This window comes from Roseovarius sp. JB2-10 (assembly GCF_055693585.1).
This window is the reverse complement of the sequence record NZ_CM146337.1, coordinates 94,517-110,147: the sequence shown is the minus strand read 5'-3', so window position 1 is coordinate 110,147 and position 15,631 is coordinate 94,517. Positions and strand designations below refer to the sequence as shown.

The window sequence follows — 15,631 nt, the reverse complement described above, 5'->3', positions numbered from 1 at the left end:
GTATCCGTCCTCCGGACCTCAGGCATAAGTGTCAGCCGCCCCGGTTTCGAGGGCAACCGCCCATTTCAGACCAGCAGCGCTTGCGACTTTGTAAGCCAGACGAGCCCGAAAAGCAGCAGCCCCGCGGCCAACGCACAGGCAATCGTGCGCACCGTGTTCCACATGGTCCAGCGTGGCAGGTACGTGCCGGTCCAGTAGTCGTGCGTTGCATCTGCCGAAAGGTCCATACCTGCGAGCGCCTCGTTCATCGGCACATTGAAGAATATCGTGACGGCGAAACATCCGAATAGATAAACCAGCGCGCCAAGCATGATGAGCTTCCCCGGTCCGCCGGTCAGGGTTATCACACTGTAGATCAGGATGAACACCGACATGGCAGCCATCCCGAGTAAGAGCGCCATGAAAACCCAGCGAAAGACCTCTCGGTTGATAATTTGCATGGCCTCAACGCCACCCACACCGGCGGTACGGGCAAGTGAGCGCATAATGAAGTCAGAGAAGGCCAGGAAAACACCACCGACGAGGGCGTAGGCGAGAATGGATAACTGTAGAAGCAAGAGAACAAGAATGGACATCGGATTTCTCCTATTTGGATGAGGATGGTGGCACGCATTGCAAGGTGTGCCACCAAAGAGACTTCAGTGCCTGGCGCGGGCACCAAATCGGCGCGTCCGCACCAGTTTGGATCGCTGACGGAAGGCCACGATGCAGAGTGCCGCGACAGCCAGTTCGAAGACGAGGGCGCCAATGATTGCGCCTGACGGCAAACCGTCGACGATCAACCCGATCAACCGACCCGCGGGAAAACCGAGGAAGACGGTTATTGCCGCGGCCTTGGACACTTGCGTTATTGCGGTGTTCCAAATGCCCATCAGCATCAGGAAACCGAATGCCGCAAGGCCCGCTGCCGGCGCGCGCAACTCGCTCAACAAACTTGCGTCATCGCCGATTGTGATACCGTAGCTGGCAAAAAAGGCGTGGGGAGCGGCCAGAATAAAGACGCCGATGCCAACGGCCGTCAGACCGGCGACGCCAAGGGCGAATTTTTCGAGAAAAGTAACAGACATTGGGATCTCCTTTCTGTCGGTTGTGGCAGTCAGGCGGCAGTGTTCCAGACACCCCGGGAGGCGGCAGCGGCTGCAAACTCGGCGAAGTCGCGTGGCTTGCGGCCAAGTGCGCGTTCAACACCGTCGGCCGTCTGCGCGTTCCGCCCGTCGAGCGTTTCCCGCGCAATCGCCGTAAAGACATCCGCCACGAAGTCGCCACCCGATGCTGCAACATTGGCGTGGAAGTCTTCGAAGGTGATTGGCACATGCTGTATTGGGCGGCCTGTGGCCTGCGACAGACCCCCGGCCATCTCCGCAAAGCTCATCAAGCGCGGGCCGGTGACTTCATAGAGTTCGCCCGTGTGCCCGTCTTCCGTAAGCGCCGCGACGACAACATCGGCGATATCATCGATGTCGATGATGGGTTCAGCCACGTCACCGCCCGGCATCGACAAGACGCCCGCCAGGATTGGATCACGCAAATAGCCTTCGCTGAAGTTCTGCGCGAACCATGCAGCGCGAACGATGGTGAATGGGATGCCGGAAGCGCGAACGGCCTCCTCGCCCATGCGCGCGTGATGCTCACCCCGCCCCGACAAGAGAACGATGTGTTCAAGACCGCTGGCGGCCGCGACCTTGGTGAAGGCTTCCAGTGCTTCGACCGCACCGGGAAAAGCCAGGTCCGGGAAGTACGTGACATAAGCCTTGGACACGCCGCTGAGTGCGGGTGCCCAAGTGGCCGGCGTTTCCCAATCGAACGGGATGTCAGCGTTGCGCGAACCGCGACGGACGGCGATGCCTTTGCCTTCGAGCCTCGACACGACGCGCGAACCGGTCTTGCCAGTAGCGCCGACAACAAGAATGGGTTTGGATTGCATATTCTCTCTCCATGATTGCACTTGATGACCAAGGAGTAGCGGGAATGCGAAGACGGAATATTGACCGCCGCCGCCAGGGTTTTGACCGAGCATGCCAAATGCGTCCTGTGACATATCGCATTGCACAAGTTATTCTGCGCTCATGCACTCCTGCCGACTAATTCAGAAGCCTCAGTCATGGCCTACGTAACTTCGCTCTTTGCTCGTAAAATGGTCGCTGCCGCCGGGTCTGGCATCAACCAGCGTGCAACGCTGGAAAACGCGGGCATCGATCCCGATGCGCCGTGGGATCCCAAATTCATGATTCAGGCCGTGACTTACTACGAAATGCTTGAAGGCATGGCGGAACAAATCGACGTAACCGAGCTTCCGGTTCACGTAGGCGCGTCCATGCGATGCGACGAATATGGCGCGCTTGGTCTGGCTTGGAAGGCGGCGCCAACGCTCATGGCGTCCTGTTTGCGGATCGAAAGGTATGCGCGGATCTGGACGGGTGTTGTCACCTACGAGCTGCGCAACCACCCACGCGGCACGCTTCTTGTACTGCACCGAGAAGGCGAACGGCGGCTGGGGCTGCGCCTTTCAAACGAAGCAACCCTCGCCAGTGCCGTCTCACTTGCGCGGCAGGTTTGCCCGGTTCCTTTCAACCCGGTAGAGGTTTTCGTTCAGCATAAGGCGCCTAAATCGAAGGCCTTCCACGAGGCGTGGTTCGGATGCCCTGTCACGTTCAACGCCGATCTCGATGCTGTCCTGGTCTCGCGGGAAGCGATGGAACGCGCCAACATCCTCGGGGATGAGGGTATCTCGCGATACCTGGTGTCAGATCTCGATCGTGAGCTTGCTCAGGTCGAAACCCCGCCGCCAATGGTTGGTGAGGCAAAGGATGCGATTGCCCAGTGTTTAAACGAAGGCACGCCTCGCATGGCCGACATTGCGAAAGGTCTCGGCCTCAGTACCCGCTCGTTTCATCGCCGTCTTTCAGAGCACGGCGTAAACTTCCAAAAACTCACGGAGGAGACGCGCCGTGAACTGGCCGAAGGCCTGCTACAGGATGAGCAATACTCGTTGGCGGAAGTGGCATTTCTGACAGGCTTTTCAGAACAAAGCTCTTTCACCCGTGCGTTCAAGCGATGGCTCGGAACAACGCCGGCCAATTATCGCAAAGCAAAGTTATGAAATGTCTCCGGTGCTGCGCGCAGACTAAACCACAAAGGAGCAGAAGGCACCAAACGCGGGCTACTGCCGACGTTGTCTCTATCGCAGTTGTGACCTCGCATCCGCCGCAATTGAATGCTCTGCGCCCTTACCTAGGTCGCGTATCGCAGCGACTGTCCAATAAGAGCGTAAACGGCAAAATGCAGCAGGTTGTTCCTATGTCCACCCGGCACGGCTGAGCAAATCTGGCAATTCAAAGTTCCATTGACATCTCATGCCAAGTCATTCCTCCATGCTCAGAAGTCGATGGCTGCAAATAGCTGTATCCAAAATTCTCGTAGATTGGGACGTGATGCTCTTTGCACATGAGATGGATTGTGGATTTACCCATCCTTTTCATGCGCTCCACGAATTCGACCATCAATGCCCGTGATAGGCCCTTGCCCTGATGCACGGGATCAACAACAACAGACATTATTACGACATTTGGGGCGTCGGGGTCATGGCCAACCAGCTCTTTGAACTCTTCGTCAGACATTTCGACTTCATGAGTACATCCGCAATTCACAAAGCCAACGATCTCGCCTTCCACCAAAAGAACTATGAAGCCATCGGGATAGACCTCAATCCTTTTGGAAATCTTTTCGAGCGTTGCTGCCTCGTCGCCTTCGTAGGCATCAGTCTCTATTTCAAAGCAGCGAGTTGCGTCGGAAGATTTGGCGTTTCGAAACTCACTCATGTGCCTACACTATTCGGGATGGATCGAGTCTCAAAGCCGCCATATGACGGCTTCGAGATGATTTGATCAGGCAGCCGCGGCTTCTCCGCCAAAGCGGCCGTAGAAGCTTTGATTCTTCTTTGCCATGTCGCGCAGGAGATCGGGCGTGGCGAACCGGGGGCCAAGGGCTTCGGTCAACTCGTCGCACCGTTCGGCGGCATAGGGCGCGCCGATGATGTCGAGCCAGCTGAACGGGCCGCCGGACCATGGGGCAAAGCCCCAGGCCAGGATCGCGCCAACGTCGCCTTCGCGGATGTCCTCCAGCACGTCCTCTTCCAGCGCGCGCACGGCTTCCAGCACCTGCGCAAACATCAAACGGTGTTGTACGGTGACCAAGTCAGGTTGTTCATCAGCACGCGGATACTGCGCCTCCAGCCCGTCCCAATAGCCCTGACGTTTGCCTTTCTCGTCATAGTCAAAGAAACCTGCCGCAGATTTGCGGCCCAACCGGCCTTGCTCTTCCATCCAGAAGATCACTTCATCGACAGCGCCATCGGGGTAGTCATCGCCCATGGCTGCGCGGGTGGCGCGGGCGATCTTGGCGCCCAGATCAATCGAAGTTTCATCGACCAGTTGCAGTGGCCCAACCGGGAAACCCAACTGACGTGCGGCATTGTCGATGATCGACGGCGCAACTCCCTCGGCCACCATGCGGATGCCCTCGTTGATGTAGGGGATGATGCAGCGGTTGCAGTAGAAGAAGCGCGCGTCATTCACGACAATCGGTGTCTTGCGGATCTGGCGCACGTAGTCCAGCGCCTTGGCTACGGCAACATCGCCTGTTTTCTGGCCCTTGATAATCTCCACCAGCAGCATCTTTTCAACCGGTGAGAAGAAGTGGATGCCGATGAATTTTTCCGGCCGCGCGCTGGCCTTGGCCAGTTCGGTGATCGGCAGGGTCGAGGTGTTGGTGGCAAAGATGCAATCCTCACCGGTCACGGCCTCAACCGCCTTGGTGACTTCTGCCTTCACGCCCGGGTCCTCGAACACGGCCTCGATGATCAGATCGCAGCCTTTGAGCGCGTCATAATCGGTGGTGGCGTTGATCAGAGATAGGATTTTTTCCTTCTTCTCTTCGGTCGCCTTGCCGCGTTTGATACCCTTATCCATGTAGTCGGCGGTGTAGGATTTGCCGCGATCCGCCGCCTCCTGTTGCTGGTCAATCAGAACCACTTCGATACCCGCCATGGCGGAGACCAGCGTGATGCCCGCACCCATCATGCCCGCACCCATGACGCCAACCTTCTTAACCGTCTGATCGGGCGCGTCGGGGCGGTTGGCGCCTTTTTCAAGCGCTTCCTTGTTGATAAAGAGCGAGCGGATCATGGCAGCTGAGCTGGGGTTCATCAGGACATTGGTGAACCAGCGCGCTTCGATCTTGAGAGCCGTGTCAAACGGCACCTGCGCGCCTTCATAAACCGCGCTGAGCAAAGCCTTGGCTGCCGGGAACGCGCCCTGCGTTTTGCCATTCACCATGGCCGAAGCACCCACAAAGGTCATGAACCCGGCGGGGTGATACGGCTCACCACCGGGGATTTTGTAGCCTTTTTCGTCCCACGGTTTGACGAATTTAGGTTCTGACAGGATCCATTCACGGGCTTTTTCGATCAGCTCAACCGCAGGCACAACCTCATCCACCAGTCCGGCTGATTTGGCCTTTTGCGGATTGTTGAGCTTGCCTTCGAGCAAGAGCGGGGATGCGCCCATCGCACCCAGTTTGCGTGTCAAACGCGCCGTACCGCCCATGCCGGGGAAAATGCCGACCATAATCTCGGGCAGGCCGATCTTGGCCTTGGGATTGTCGGCGGCAAAAATCCGGTGGCAGGCCAGCGGAATTTCCAGGCCTATGCCAAGTGCTGTGCCAGGCAGGCAGCAGGCGATGGGCTTGCCGCCCTTGTTCTTGTCATCCATGCCGCCGCGTTCGATCTTGCGCAGAATGGCGTGGGTTTTCATCAGGCCGTCAAACAACCCTTTCGCAGGGTTGTCCCCGGCGCTTTCCTTCATCTTGGCGATGATGTTGAGATCCATGCCGCCGGCAAAAGACCCTTCCTTGCCCGATGTGATGATAACGCCCTTGATGGCGTCATCCGCAAGGGCCTGATCAATCAGCGCATCAAGATCCATGAACCCTTGCTGGTTCATTACATTCATCGATTTTCCGACCGTGTCCCAGGTGATGATGGCCACGCCATCCGCGTCGGTTTTCATTGTAAAATCAGTCATTTATTTCTCTCCCGTTTCGGGTGCTTTGAAGGGGCTGCCATCCTTTTGGGTAAAGGTGGCGCTGCCGTCATTGATCGTGACCTTCAGGTCGACGTCTGAATAGGTGGCGGTTTCGTGGGCCTTGCGGGTGCCGATGACCAGAAAGCTGGCCAGCTTGTCTGTTCGGTTGACGAAATGGTGGCCATTTGGGTCACCTGCCGGGAAGGCCGCGCAATCGCCCACGTCCATGTCTGTCTCACCCTGATCGTCGATCAAGGTGCAGCTGCCTTGGGTGATCATCACAAATTCGTCTTCGCGCGCATGCCAGTGCCGCAGTGAGGATTTCGCCCCCGGCTCCAGCATCACAAGGTTTGCACCGAACTGGGTCAATCCACCCGCATCGCCCAGACGGAGCGATGAGCGCCCGGCCATTTCGTTGGCGTAGGGCTCGGGATAGATGGACCCGGTTTTGACCGGCGTAGTGGTCTGGTCGATCACTGGCATGGGTTACACCCGCTCGATGATCGTGGCCGCGCCCATGCCGGATGCGATGCAAAGCGTGGCAAGGCCGACCTCTTTATCGGTCCGTTCCAGCTCATCCAGCAACGTGCCGATGATGATCGCACCGGTGGCGCCCAGAGGGTGGCCCATCGCGATGGAACCGCCATTCACGTTCACCAGGTCGGGATCAACATCAAACGCCTGCTGGAACCGCAGAACCACGCTGGCAAAGGCTTCGTTCACCTCAAAAAGGTCGATGTCACCGATCTTCATGCCGCTGTCTTCCAAAATCTTCTGCGTCGCGGGCACGGGGCCTGTCAGCATGATTGTGGGGTCCGTGCCGATTTTGCAGGTCTGGCGAATGCGCGCCCGCGGCTTAAGCCCGTATTTCTTGCCGAATTCCGCGTTGCCGATCAGCACACCGGCTGAGCCGTCCACGATCCCGCTGGAGTTCCCGGCGTGGTGGATGTGGTTGATCTTTTCCAGATGCGGGTATTTCAGTTTGGCCACGGCATCAAAGCCCGGCATCACTTCGCCCATTTGCTGGAAGGCCGGGTTGAGGCCGCCAAGCGATTGCATATCGGTGCCCGGACGCATGTATTCGTCATGGTCCAGAATGGTCAGGCCGTTCTGATCGGTGACGGTGATGACTGATTTGTCGAAACGCTTGTCTTCCCATGCGGCGGCGGCGCGCTGTTGGCTTTTCATCGCCAATTCATCAGCCTGATCGCGGGTAAAGCCATATTCGGTGGCGATGATGTCCGCGCTGATGCCTTGGGGCACAAAGTAGGTCTCCATCGCAACGCTTGGATCCACGGCAATGGCCGCGCCGTCGCTGCCCATGGGCACGCGGCCCATCATTTCAACGCCACCGGCGATATACGCATCACCGGCGCCGCCTTTGACCTGGTTCGCGGCCAGGTTCACGGCTTCCATGCCGCTTGCGCAAAAGCGGTTGATGGCCAGACCGGGGATGGATTCGTCAAGGTCCGAGGCCAGCACGGCGGTTCGTGCCAAGCAGCCGCCTTGTTCTTTCACCTGCGTGACATTGCCCCAGATCACGTCCTCAACTGCGTGACCATCGAGGCCGTTGCGATCCTTCAGCGCATTCAGCACCTGTGAGGAAAGACGCACGGCGGTCACTTCGTGCAGGCTACCGTCCTTGCGGCCCTTGCCACGCGGCGTGCGCACGGCGTCATAAATATAGGCTTCTGTCATGTTCTCTCTCCTTGTCAGGCGCGGTCCGCGGGGGAGCCGGGCATCAGGTCATAGGGGTGTTTCCAGCCGGGGGTGTTTTCGATGTTCGAAAGCCACCGGTCGATATGGGGCCAATCCTTGCGGTCAAAGCCGAAAGGTTCGGGGTAAAAGAGATAGCCGCAGCACGAAAGATCTGCATTGGTCATGGCGTCGCCAACGATCCAGTCGCGGCCTTCAAGATGGGCATTGAGCGTGGCATAGGCCGATTTCAGGCGGCCTTTTGTGTAGGCAATAACCTCTTGCGGGCGTTTGGGTTCGGGCAAGAAGTTCATCAGGAACCGGGCGACGCCAGCGGGGCTGCTGAGCTTGTGATTGTCCCACAGCACCCACCGGAAAATTTCGTAATTCGCCTCGCGGGTATCGCCGCCAAATTTGCCAGTTTTCTCGGTAATATACGCCTGAATCGCAGCGGATTGGCTCATCTTGAAATCGCCATCGACCATGACGGGGACTTCGCCCATCCCATTGATATTTTTCCGAAATTCTTCTGTTCGCGTTTCGCCGCCAAAGAAGTCGACATGGATGGGCTCCCATTCCAGCCCGCTCAGCTCCAGAGCCAGCGCCGCCTTGTAGGCATTGCCGCTTTCGCCCATGCAATAGAGTTTGATCGTCATTGTCCGGCTCCTTCAGATGTGTGCATCAGGCGGGTTTCTTCTCGGAGAACCCGCGCGAGATCAGCTCTTTCATGATCTCGTTGGTGCCACCGTAGATGCGCTGGACGCGGGCGTCAGCCCACATTTCCGCGACGGCGTATTCCTGCATGAAGCCATAACCGCCATGCAGCTGAACGCATTCATCCAGAACGTCGCATTGCGTGTCGGTCATCCAGTATTTGGCCATCGCCGCCTTTTCGACGGTCAGTTTGCCTTCCATGTGCTCGTTGATGCATTCATCCAGGAATGCGCGGGCCACTTTGGTCTTGGTCAGGCATTCGGCCAGTTTGAACCGCGTGTTCTGGAACTGCGTCAGGGGCGCGCCAAAGGCTTCGCGTTCATTCACATAGGCGATGGTGCGCTCGACCGCACCTTCCATCGCACCCTGTGCGCCACAGGCAATGATCAGGCGCTCTTGCGGCAGCTGTTCCATCATCTGGTAAAAACCACGGCCCTCTTCGCCGCCCAAAATATTTTCGGGCGGGATTTCCACATTATCAAAAAACAGCTCTGACGTGTCCCCGGCATGCAGACCGACTTTTTCAAGGTTGCGACCGCGGGAAAACCCATCGGCCCCTTCGGTCTCGACCACCACAAGCGAGATGCCCTTGGCGCCTTCTTTCGGGTCGGTCTTGGCGGCCACGACGATCAACTCGGCATGCTGGCCATTGGTGATGAAGGTCTTTTGACCCGACAGGCGATAGGAATTGCCCTCACGCAACGCTCTGGTTTTCATGCCCTGCAAGTCTGAGCCTGCGCCCGGTTCGGTCATCGCCAGCGCGCCAACCATTTCGCCCGAAACCATCTTGGGCAGCCAGCGTTTCTTCTGATCTTCGCTGCCATAGGCCAGGATGTAATGTGCCACGATGCCGGAATGGATCGGGTTGCCCCAGCTGGCCAGATTAGCGCGGCTCTGTTCCATACAGATCACTGCCTCATGGCCGAAATCGCCACCGGCCCCGCCATATACTTCGGGGATCGATGGGCACAAAAACCCCAATTCGCCCGCATCATTCCACGTGCTGCGGTCCATTTCACCTTGCTTGCGCCAGCGCTCGTAATGCGGCGTCCATTCATCGGTGATGAATTTCGCCGTCATATCGGACAGCATCTGATGCTCGTCTGTCATCCAGGTGGATGTCATCGGGCCACTCCCTGTTATTTCTTACGTGCTTCCAGCTCGGAATTGAAAATCCGAAGCCTGTGCGAAAACGTGTCCTCGTTGATGACACTGTCAAAATTCTCAAAGAGGAACGACAGTGCCTCGCCTTCGTCCAACCCCGCCTCCTGTGCGAACTTCCGGAGCCGCCGATACCCGTCTTCGGTCATGGCGGCATTGAAACGTCGGGTCAGGCGAAAGCGTTTTGGCATATCTGTCCTCTTATGCGTGGTGGGGTTTGGCCCCCACCATCGCTTAAAACTGGTCGGCCTCCAATGCCATCACCGGGTCAGCACCGGATTCGATGCGTTTGAGGTGCATGGCCGTGGCGGGCAGGCGGCGCGCCATATAGTATCGGCCGGTGGCCAGCTTGGTTTCATAGAACGCCTTGTCCGACGCGCCGTTTGCCAGCGCCTCATGTGCGGCTTTGGCCATCTGCGCCCACATCAGGCCCAGACATACATGACCAAAGAGGTGCATGAAATCATTCGAGCCAGAAAGCGCCGCGTTCGGATTTTTCATGCCGTTTTGCATGAAATACATGCCCGATGCCTGCAGGTGCTTGGACGCTTCTTTCAGTGGGTCAAGGAAATCGGACTTGAGCGCCTCATTGCCTTCGTTGTCCTTGATGAAGCTCTTGACCATCTCGAAGAAGGCCATGATCGGCTTGCCACCGTCGGCGGCCAGTTTGCGGCCCACCAGATCAAGCGCCTGAACACCGTTGGCCCCTTCGTAGATCATCGCAATGCGCGCGTCGCGGGTGAACTGCGACATGCCCCATTCCTCGATATAGCCGTGGCCGCCGTAAATCTGTTGTGCTTGCACGGTCATGTCGTAGCCCTGATCGGTCAGGAAACCTTTGATAACAGGCGTCAGGAGCGACACCATACCTTCGGCCAAATCATCCCCGCCACGATGTGACTGGTCGATCATCTTGGACCCCCACAGCAGGAAGGCACGACCCGCCTCAACAAAGCTTTTCTGATCCATCAGCGACCGGCGGATATCCGGGTGCACGATCAGCGGATCGGCTGGACCGTCTGGGTTTTCATCACCGGTGACGGCGCGGCCCTGCAGGCGGTCCTTGGCGTAGATCAGCGCGTTTTGATAGGCAACTTCGGCCTGTGCCAGACCCTGCATGCCAACGCCGATGCGGGCCTCGTTCATCATGGTGAACATGGCGCGCATGCCCTTGTGTTCTTCGCCCAGCAGGTAACCTGTTGCCTCGTCATAATTCATTACGCAAGTCGAATTGCCGTGGATGCCCATTTTCTCTTCGATCGCGCCACAGGCCACGCCGTTGCGCGCGCCCAATGTGCCATCTTCGTTGATCAGGAATTTCGGCACGATGAAAAGGCTCACACCTTTGATGCCTTCGGGACCACCGGGGATCTTGGCCAGCACCAGATGTATGATGTTGTCGGCCATGTCATGCTCACCGGCCGAGATGAAGATTTTCTGACCGCTGATTTTAAAGCTGCCATCACCCTGAGGTTCGGCCTTGGTGCGCATCAGGCCCAGATCGGTGCCACAATGCGGCTCGGTCAGGTTCATGGTGCCGGTCCATTCGCAGGACGTCATCTTTGGCAGGTACTTGGCCTTCTGTTCGTCCGAGCCATGCGCCAGAATGGCGGTGGCCGCACCATGGGTCAGGCCCTGATACATGGTAAAGGCCTGGTTGGCGGCGGAGGATGTCTCACCCACGGCGGTGTACATGATGTAGGGCATGTTCTGGCCGCCAAACTCTTCGGGCAGGTCGATGCCGGGCCAGCCGCCTTCCTTGATCTGCTCGAATGCGTCCTTGAAGCCCGTGGGCGTGCGCACGACACCGTTTTCCAGCGTGCAGCCTTCTGTGTCTCCGACCACGTTCAAGGGCGACAGGATTTCGGACGCCACCTTTCCCGCTTCTTCCAGAACCGCGCCGGTGAAATCGGCGTCCAGTTCAGCGTAGCCTGGGGTGCTGTCTTGCGACACGTTAAGGACTTCGTGCAGCACGAATTGCATGTCTTTGATCGGGGCGGTGTAGCTGGGCATCTGGTGTCTCCCTTGGGTCTTGATCTCGTGGTGCCGCGGCGTTTATTCCGCGGCGCTTTTTGAATTTCTGAGCGAGGCAAGCATGTGGTCGCCCCATTTCATCTGATCGCGCAGATCAGCGATGGCGGCATCCAGCTCGTTGCGCTGGCGTTCCATATCTGCAAGGCGTTCCTTGGCAATCTCATAGGCGCGTGACAGCTGGGTGAACTGCTGGTCGCCCTTGTCGTAAAGGTCGAGCAACTGGCGGATTTCCTCGAGGCTGAAGCCAAAGCGCTTGCCGCGCAGGATCAGCTTTAGACGCGCACGGTCACGCTTGGTGAAAAGCCGTTTCTGACCATCGCGGATCGGGAACAGCAGCTCTTTGGACTCGTAAAAACGCAGCGTGCGAGGGGTTACCTCGAACTTGTCGCACATCGCGCGGATTGTCATCGTATCGTTGCTCATCGGGTTACCTACATTTACGCATCGGATGAGGCGTATCTGTGTCTGTGAGAGATTCGATACAACACCAGGATGTGTTGACGTAATAGGTACGCTACGTCACTTTGAAGTTGACGTAAGATAAAGCAAGGTAAACTTGATGTTTCGGTAATTTTATTAGCCGCAGCGCGCCGTTCAGGCCTTGTCCAGGGAGGCCTGCGTTTCGTCTCGCAGGGCTTTCAACTCGTCCATTGCCTGATCAAGTTGCGCGCGTTGTTCTGCCAATTCACCCAACTGCCGGTCCGCAAGTTCGATCCAGGTCCGCATTTGAGTCTCGGTGCCTTCATGCTCGTAAATCAGCAGCCACTGGCGGATTTCCTCAAGCGCGAACCCCCACCGGCGGCCCCGCAGGATCAGCGTCATCCGTGCCAGTTCCTTGGGGCCGTAGAACCGCGATCGGCCCTGGCGTTCGGGCTGAATCAGTTCGATGTATTCGTAGTAGCGCAGCGTGCGCGGGGTCACGTCGAACTTTGCGCACATTTCCTTGAAGGAAAGCTTTGTGTCGGACATGGTTTTAACTTCTCCCACCGCCAAGCGTAATTTCATCGGCCCGTGTGTGCAACAGGTGGTCTTGCGGATGCAGCAATTTCCAGATCATAAAGGAGTGAATTCGAAAGGACCCCCGGATGAGCGCGGACAAGACGAAACTGGCACAACAGTTCATGGAAGCGCTGCCCCATGCGCGCGCGCTAGGCATGAAGCTGACCGATATCGGCGAAGGAACGGCTGAATTCACCATGGATTATGACGAACGGTTTGTGGGCGATCCGGAAACGGGCGTGATCCACGGCGGCGCGGTATCTGCGCTGATGGATACCTGTTGTGGTGCCGCGGCGCTGAGCCATCCCAAAAACCGTGGCAGTACGGCCACCATCGATTTGCGGATCGACTATATGCGCCCTGCCAAGCCAGGTCAGATGATCACCGCGCAGGCCGAATGCTATCACATCACGCGCTCGGTTGCTTTTGTGCGTGCCCGTGCGATGGATCATGATGACAGCCTGCCTGTCGCCACCGCCACCGGCACATTCAGCGTGGAGGGCAAATGATGGCCCGACCCAAGCCAGAACCGGTTCAGGTGGTCAAACAACGCCGTGATGCGGCGCTGAACGCGCTGGTTGATGGCGTGCCTTATATCCGGTTTCTGGGCATTCAGTTTGAACGGCGCGGAGATGAGCTGACGGCCGTGTTGCCGTTTGACGAAAAGCTCATCGGCAACCCGATCCTGCCCGCGCTGCATGGCGGGGCCACGGCGGCGTTTCTGGAGGTCACGGCCATCATTGGCCTGAGCTGGTCGATGCTCTGGGAAGATATCGAAAGTGGTGCGTTTGATGCCGAAGAGCTTGTCAGTGGCCAGATGCCCCGGTTGCCAAAAACCGTCGGGTTCACGGTCGATTATCTGCGGTCGGGTCTGCCCCGCGACGCCTATGCGCGCGCCCGCGTCAATCGCTCTGGCCGCCGTTATGCCAGCGTGCATGTTGAAGGGTGGCAGGACAACCGCACCCGCGCCTTTGCGCAGGCCACGGGCCATTTCGTGATGCCAAAACGCAATGGCTGACCAGACGGCTGGCACATCTGCCACCTTGTCCCATCGCAGGGTTCTGAACATCGCCATCCCCATTGTGTTGGCCAATGCCACCGTGCCCATATTGGGGGCCGTGGATACCGGCGTCGTGGGCCAATTGGGCGAGGCCGTCCCAATCGGCGCGGTCGGCATTGGCGCTATCATCCTGACGGGCATCTACTGGATGTTCGGATTCTTGCGCATGGGCACCACCGGATTGACCAGCCAGGCCAAGGGTGCCGGCAAACCGGGTGAAGTGGCGGCCATGCTGACCCGTGCACTGATGATCGGACTGGCCGGTGGGGCGGCGATCATTGCGTTGCAGGTGCCAATATTTTTAGGCGCATTTCAGGTTTCTCCGGCGAGTGCCGAAGTGGAAGCACTGGCGCGCGAATACATGGGCATCCGCGTCTACAGTGCGCCCGCGATCATCGCGATGTATGGCATCACCGGCTGGCTTATTGCACTGGAACGCACCCGCGCCGTTCTGGCCATCCAGCTTTTAATGAACGGGCTAAACATCGGTCTGGATCTGTGGTTCGTGCTCGGCCTCGATTGGGGTGTTGCAGGTGTGGCCTGGGCGACATTCATTGCCGAATGGGCCGGATTGATATTGGGACTGTGGCTCTGTCGGGATGTGTTTCGTGTCCCGGCCTGGCGCGATTGGCCGCGGGTGTTCGACAAGGACCGTCTGCGCCTGATCTTCGCGGTCAACTCAGACATTTTTCTACGGTCGCTGATGCTGCAGATCATCTTCATCTCGTTCCTGTTTCTGGGCGCGGATTTTGGCGATGTCACGCTGGCGGCCAATCAGGTCCTGCTGCAATTTCTGCACATCACAGCCTATGCGCTGGACGGGTTTGCCTTTGCGGCGGAGGCATTGGTGGGGCAGGCCATGGGCGCGCGCAACCGGGCCGTTCTGCGGCGCAGCGCCATCATGACAAGCCAGTGGGGCCTGATTACCGTCCTGTTGCTGGCGGGTGCGTTTGCATTTTTTGGCGCGGCTATCGTGGATTTGATGGCCAAATCACCGGATGTGCAATCAGAAGCCCGGATATACCTGATCTACATGGTGCTGGCGCCATTGCTGGGGCTGGCCGCCTGGATGTTTGACGGGATTTTCATTGGCGCGACGCGCACCCGCGACATGCGCAACATGATGGCGATCAGCATGCTGATTTACATTGCATCGGCTGCGGCGCTGGTGCCTCTGGTGGGCAATCACGGGCTCTGGTTGGCCTTGCTGATCAGTTTTGTGGCGCGCGGTGCAACACTGGCGGTGCGATATCCGGCGTTGGAAGCCGCCGTTGAACGCACATAACTAAACGCGCCATCGCAGCGTTGCTTGCGCGATGCGCATCCCGAAAAGACGTGCCGTTTCGCGATCCCCTGGCTCGATCAATTGTGCCTTGTCGCTCGAAGAGGTCGCGGTCAGGCCCAGGTTGCTGCCGTCACGGTTGATGCCCGGTTTGCTCGGGTCAACGGGCGCGCCTATTTCGACGGGGCCAACCCAGATCATGCCCATCTGCGCGGCATAGACCGCCAATCGTATCAACGTGCTCAGCTTGTCACCGGATGGATAGGTGCCAACGGTAAATCCGCCCGCGATTTTGCTGCCCCATCCCTGATCGACCCACCGGTCCGCCGCGTCCTCCAAAAAACCGTCAAATCGCGCTGCCGCTGATCCCATGTAGGTGGGTGTGCCAAAGATAATGGCTTCGGCGGCATCAAGGGCGGCCCAGCCATCCGGCGTGATCGTCTCGACATCAATCAGCCGGGCAGAGGGCGCCCCCGACGCGATCGCCGTTGCCAGACGGCGGGTATGGCCGTTACCGGAGAAATAGGGAATTGCAATGCGCGGTGAGGGATCGGTCATACGCAGGACGCTGACGCAGGACGCGCCGAATGGCAAGGGTCGCCTTTT

18 protein-coding genes are annotated in these 15,631 nt (G+C 58.3%); 4 read left to right on the top strand and 14 right to left on the bottom strand.

What is annotated here, in order from left to right:
- Positions 1-65: 65 nt before the first annotated feature.
- From ACZ1HJ_RS00525 to ACZ1HJ_RS00515, 3 genes are all read right to left on the bottom strand, one after another.
- The gene (locus ACZ1HJ_RS00525) at positions 66-575 is read right to left on the bottom strand and encodes an anthrone oxygenase family protein (protein WP_472720421.1); all 510 of its coding nucleotides are present in this window, start codon (positions 573-575) and stop codon (positions 66-68) included.
- A 63-nt stretch (positions 576-638) separates the two neighbouring features.
- Positions 639-1,067, bottom strand: a complete 429-nt coding sequence (locus ACZ1HJ_RS00520; RefSeq protein WP_472720420.1) for a DUF4345 domain-containing protein — start codon at positions 1,065-1,067, stop codon at positions 639-641.
- Positions 1,068-1,096: 29 nt separating this feature from the next.
- Positions 1,097-1,924, bottom strand: coding sequence for an NmrA family NAD(P)-binding protein (locus ACZ1HJ_RS00515; RefSeq protein WP_472720419.1), 828 nt, complete (start codon positions 1,922-1,924; stop codon positions 1,097-1,099).
- Positions 1,925-2,101: 177 nt separating this feature from the next.
- Here ACZ1HJ_RS00515 and ACZ1HJ_RS00510 point away from each other — a divergent pair, with 177 nt between their 5' ends.
- On the top strand, positions 2,102-3,100 hold the full coding sequence (locus tag ACZ1HJ_RS00510) for an AraC family transcriptional regulator (RefSeq protein WP_472720418.1): 999 nt from the start codon (positions 2,102-2,104) through the stop codon (positions 3,098-3,100).
- A 232-nt stretch (positions 3,101-3,332) separates the two neighbouring features.
- Here ACZ1HJ_RS00510 and ACZ1HJ_RS00505 read toward each other — a convergent pair whose 3' ends face one another.
- The 10 genes from ACZ1HJ_RS00505 to ACZ1HJ_RS00460 all read right to left on the bottom strand — a co-directional run bounded on the left by ACZ1HJ_RS00505 (position 3,333) and on the right by ACZ1HJ_RS00460 (position 12,653).
- The gene (locus tag ACZ1HJ_RS00505) at positions 3,333-3,818 is read right to left on the bottom strand and encodes a GNAT family N-acetyltransferase (protein ID WP_472720417.1); all 486 of its coding nucleotides are present in this window, start codon (positions 3,816-3,818) and stop codon (positions 3,333-3,335) included.
- Between the two features lie 66 nt (positions 3,819-3,884).
- A complete protein-coding gene (locus ACZ1HJ_RS00500; RefSeq protein ID WP_472720416.1) occupies positions 3,885-6,080 on the bottom strand; it encodes a 3-hydroxyacyl-CoA dehydrogenase NAD-binding domain-containing protein in 2,196 nt (731 codons plus the stop codon).
- Positions 6,081-6,563, bottom strand: coding sequence for a cupin domain-containing protein (locus tag ACZ1HJ_RS00495; RefSeq protein ID WP_472720415.1), 483 nt, complete (start codon positions 6,561-6,563; stop codon positions 6,081-6,083).
- A gap of 3 nt (positions 6,564-6,566) precedes the next feature.
- Positions 6,567-7,778 carry an acetyl-CoA C-acetyltransferase gene (locus tag ACZ1HJ_RS00490; RefSeq protein ID WP_472720414.1) on the bottom strand — a complete coding sequence of 404 codons (1,212 nt, stop codon included), beginning with the start codon at positions 7,776-7,778 and terminating at the stop codon, positions 6,567-6,569.
- Between the two features lie 14 nt (positions 7,779-7,792).
- Complete coding sequence (locus tag ACZ1HJ_RS00485) at positions 7,793-8,431, bottom strand: glutathione S-transferase family protein (RefSeq protein ID WP_472720413.1); 639 nt, start codon at positions 8,429-8,431, stop codon at positions 7,793-7,795.
- 25 nt (positions 8,432-8,456) lie between these two features.
- Positions 8,457-9,614, bottom strand: coding sequence for an acyl-CoA dehydrogenase family protein (locus ACZ1HJ_RS00480; protein ID WP_472720412.1), 1,158 nt, complete (start codon positions 9,612-9,614; stop codon positions 8,457-8,459).
- 14 nt (positions 9,615-9,628) lie between these two features.
- Entirely contained in the window at positions 9,629-9,841 is a 213-nt protein-coding gene (locus ACZ1HJ_RS00475) for a hypothetical protein (RefSeq protein ID WP_306116146.1), read from the bottom strand.
- 43 nt (positions 9,842-9,884) lie between these two features.
- Positions 9,885-11,663, bottom strand: a complete 1,779-nt coding sequence (locus ACZ1HJ_RS00470; protein ID WP_472720411.1) for an acyl-CoA dehydrogenase C-terminal domain-containing protein — start codon at positions 11,661-11,663, stop codon at positions 9,885-9,887.
- A gap of 42 nt (positions 11,664-11,705) precedes the next feature.
- Positions 11,706-12,107, bottom strand: a complete 402-nt coding sequence (locus tag ACZ1HJ_RS00465) for a MerR family transcriptional regulator (RefSeq protein WP_472720410.1) — start codon at positions 12,105-12,107, stop codon at positions 11,706-11,708.
- A gap of 171 nt (positions 12,108-12,278) precedes the next feature.
- Positions 12,279-12,653: a MerR family transcriptional regulator gene (locus tag ACZ1HJ_RS00460; protein WP_472720409.1), complete on the bottom strand. Its 375-nt coding sequence runs from the start codon at positions 12,651-12,653 to the stop codon at positions 12,279-12,281.
- 116 nt (positions 12,654-12,769) lie between these two features.
- Here ACZ1HJ_RS00460 and ACZ1HJ_RS00455 point away from each other — a divergent pair, with 116 nt between their 5' ends.
- From ACZ1HJ_RS00455 to ACZ1HJ_RS00445, 3 genes are read left to right on the top strand one after another with little or no spacing between them, the layout of a single operon-like run.
- Positions 12,770-13,192, top strand: a complete 423-nt coding sequence (locus ACZ1HJ_RS00455; RefSeq protein WP_472720408.1) for a PaaI family thioesterase — start codon at positions 12,770-12,772, stop codon at positions 13,190-13,192.
- Positions 13,192-13,701 (top strand): PaaI family thioesterase, encoded by a 510-nt coding sequence (locus ACZ1HJ_RS00450; protein WP_472722250.1) that lies wholly within the window; start codon positions 13,192-13,194, stop codon positions 13,699-13,701. The genes ACZ1HJ_RS00455 and ACZ1HJ_RS00450 overlap by 1 nt, the downstream gene beginning before the upstream one ends.
- Positions 13,694-15,028, top strand: a complete 1,335-nt coding sequence (locus ACZ1HJ_RS00445; RefSeq protein WP_472720407.1) for an MATE family efflux transporter — start codon at positions 13,694-13,696, stop codon at positions 15,026-15,028. Before ACZ1HJ_RS00450 ends, ACZ1HJ_RS00445 begins: the two co-directional genes overlap by 8 nt.
- Here the strand turns inward: ACZ1HJ_RS00445 and ACZ1HJ_RS00440 are convergent, their stop codons facing one another.
- Positions 15,029-15,583 (bottom strand): flavodoxin family protein, encoded by a 555-nt coding sequence (locus ACZ1HJ_RS00440; RefSeq protein WP_472720406.1) that lies wholly within the window; start codon positions 15,581-15,583, stop codon positions 15,029-15,031. It abuts the gene before it with no gap.
- Between the last annotated feature and the right edge of the window lie 48 nt (positions 15,584-15,631).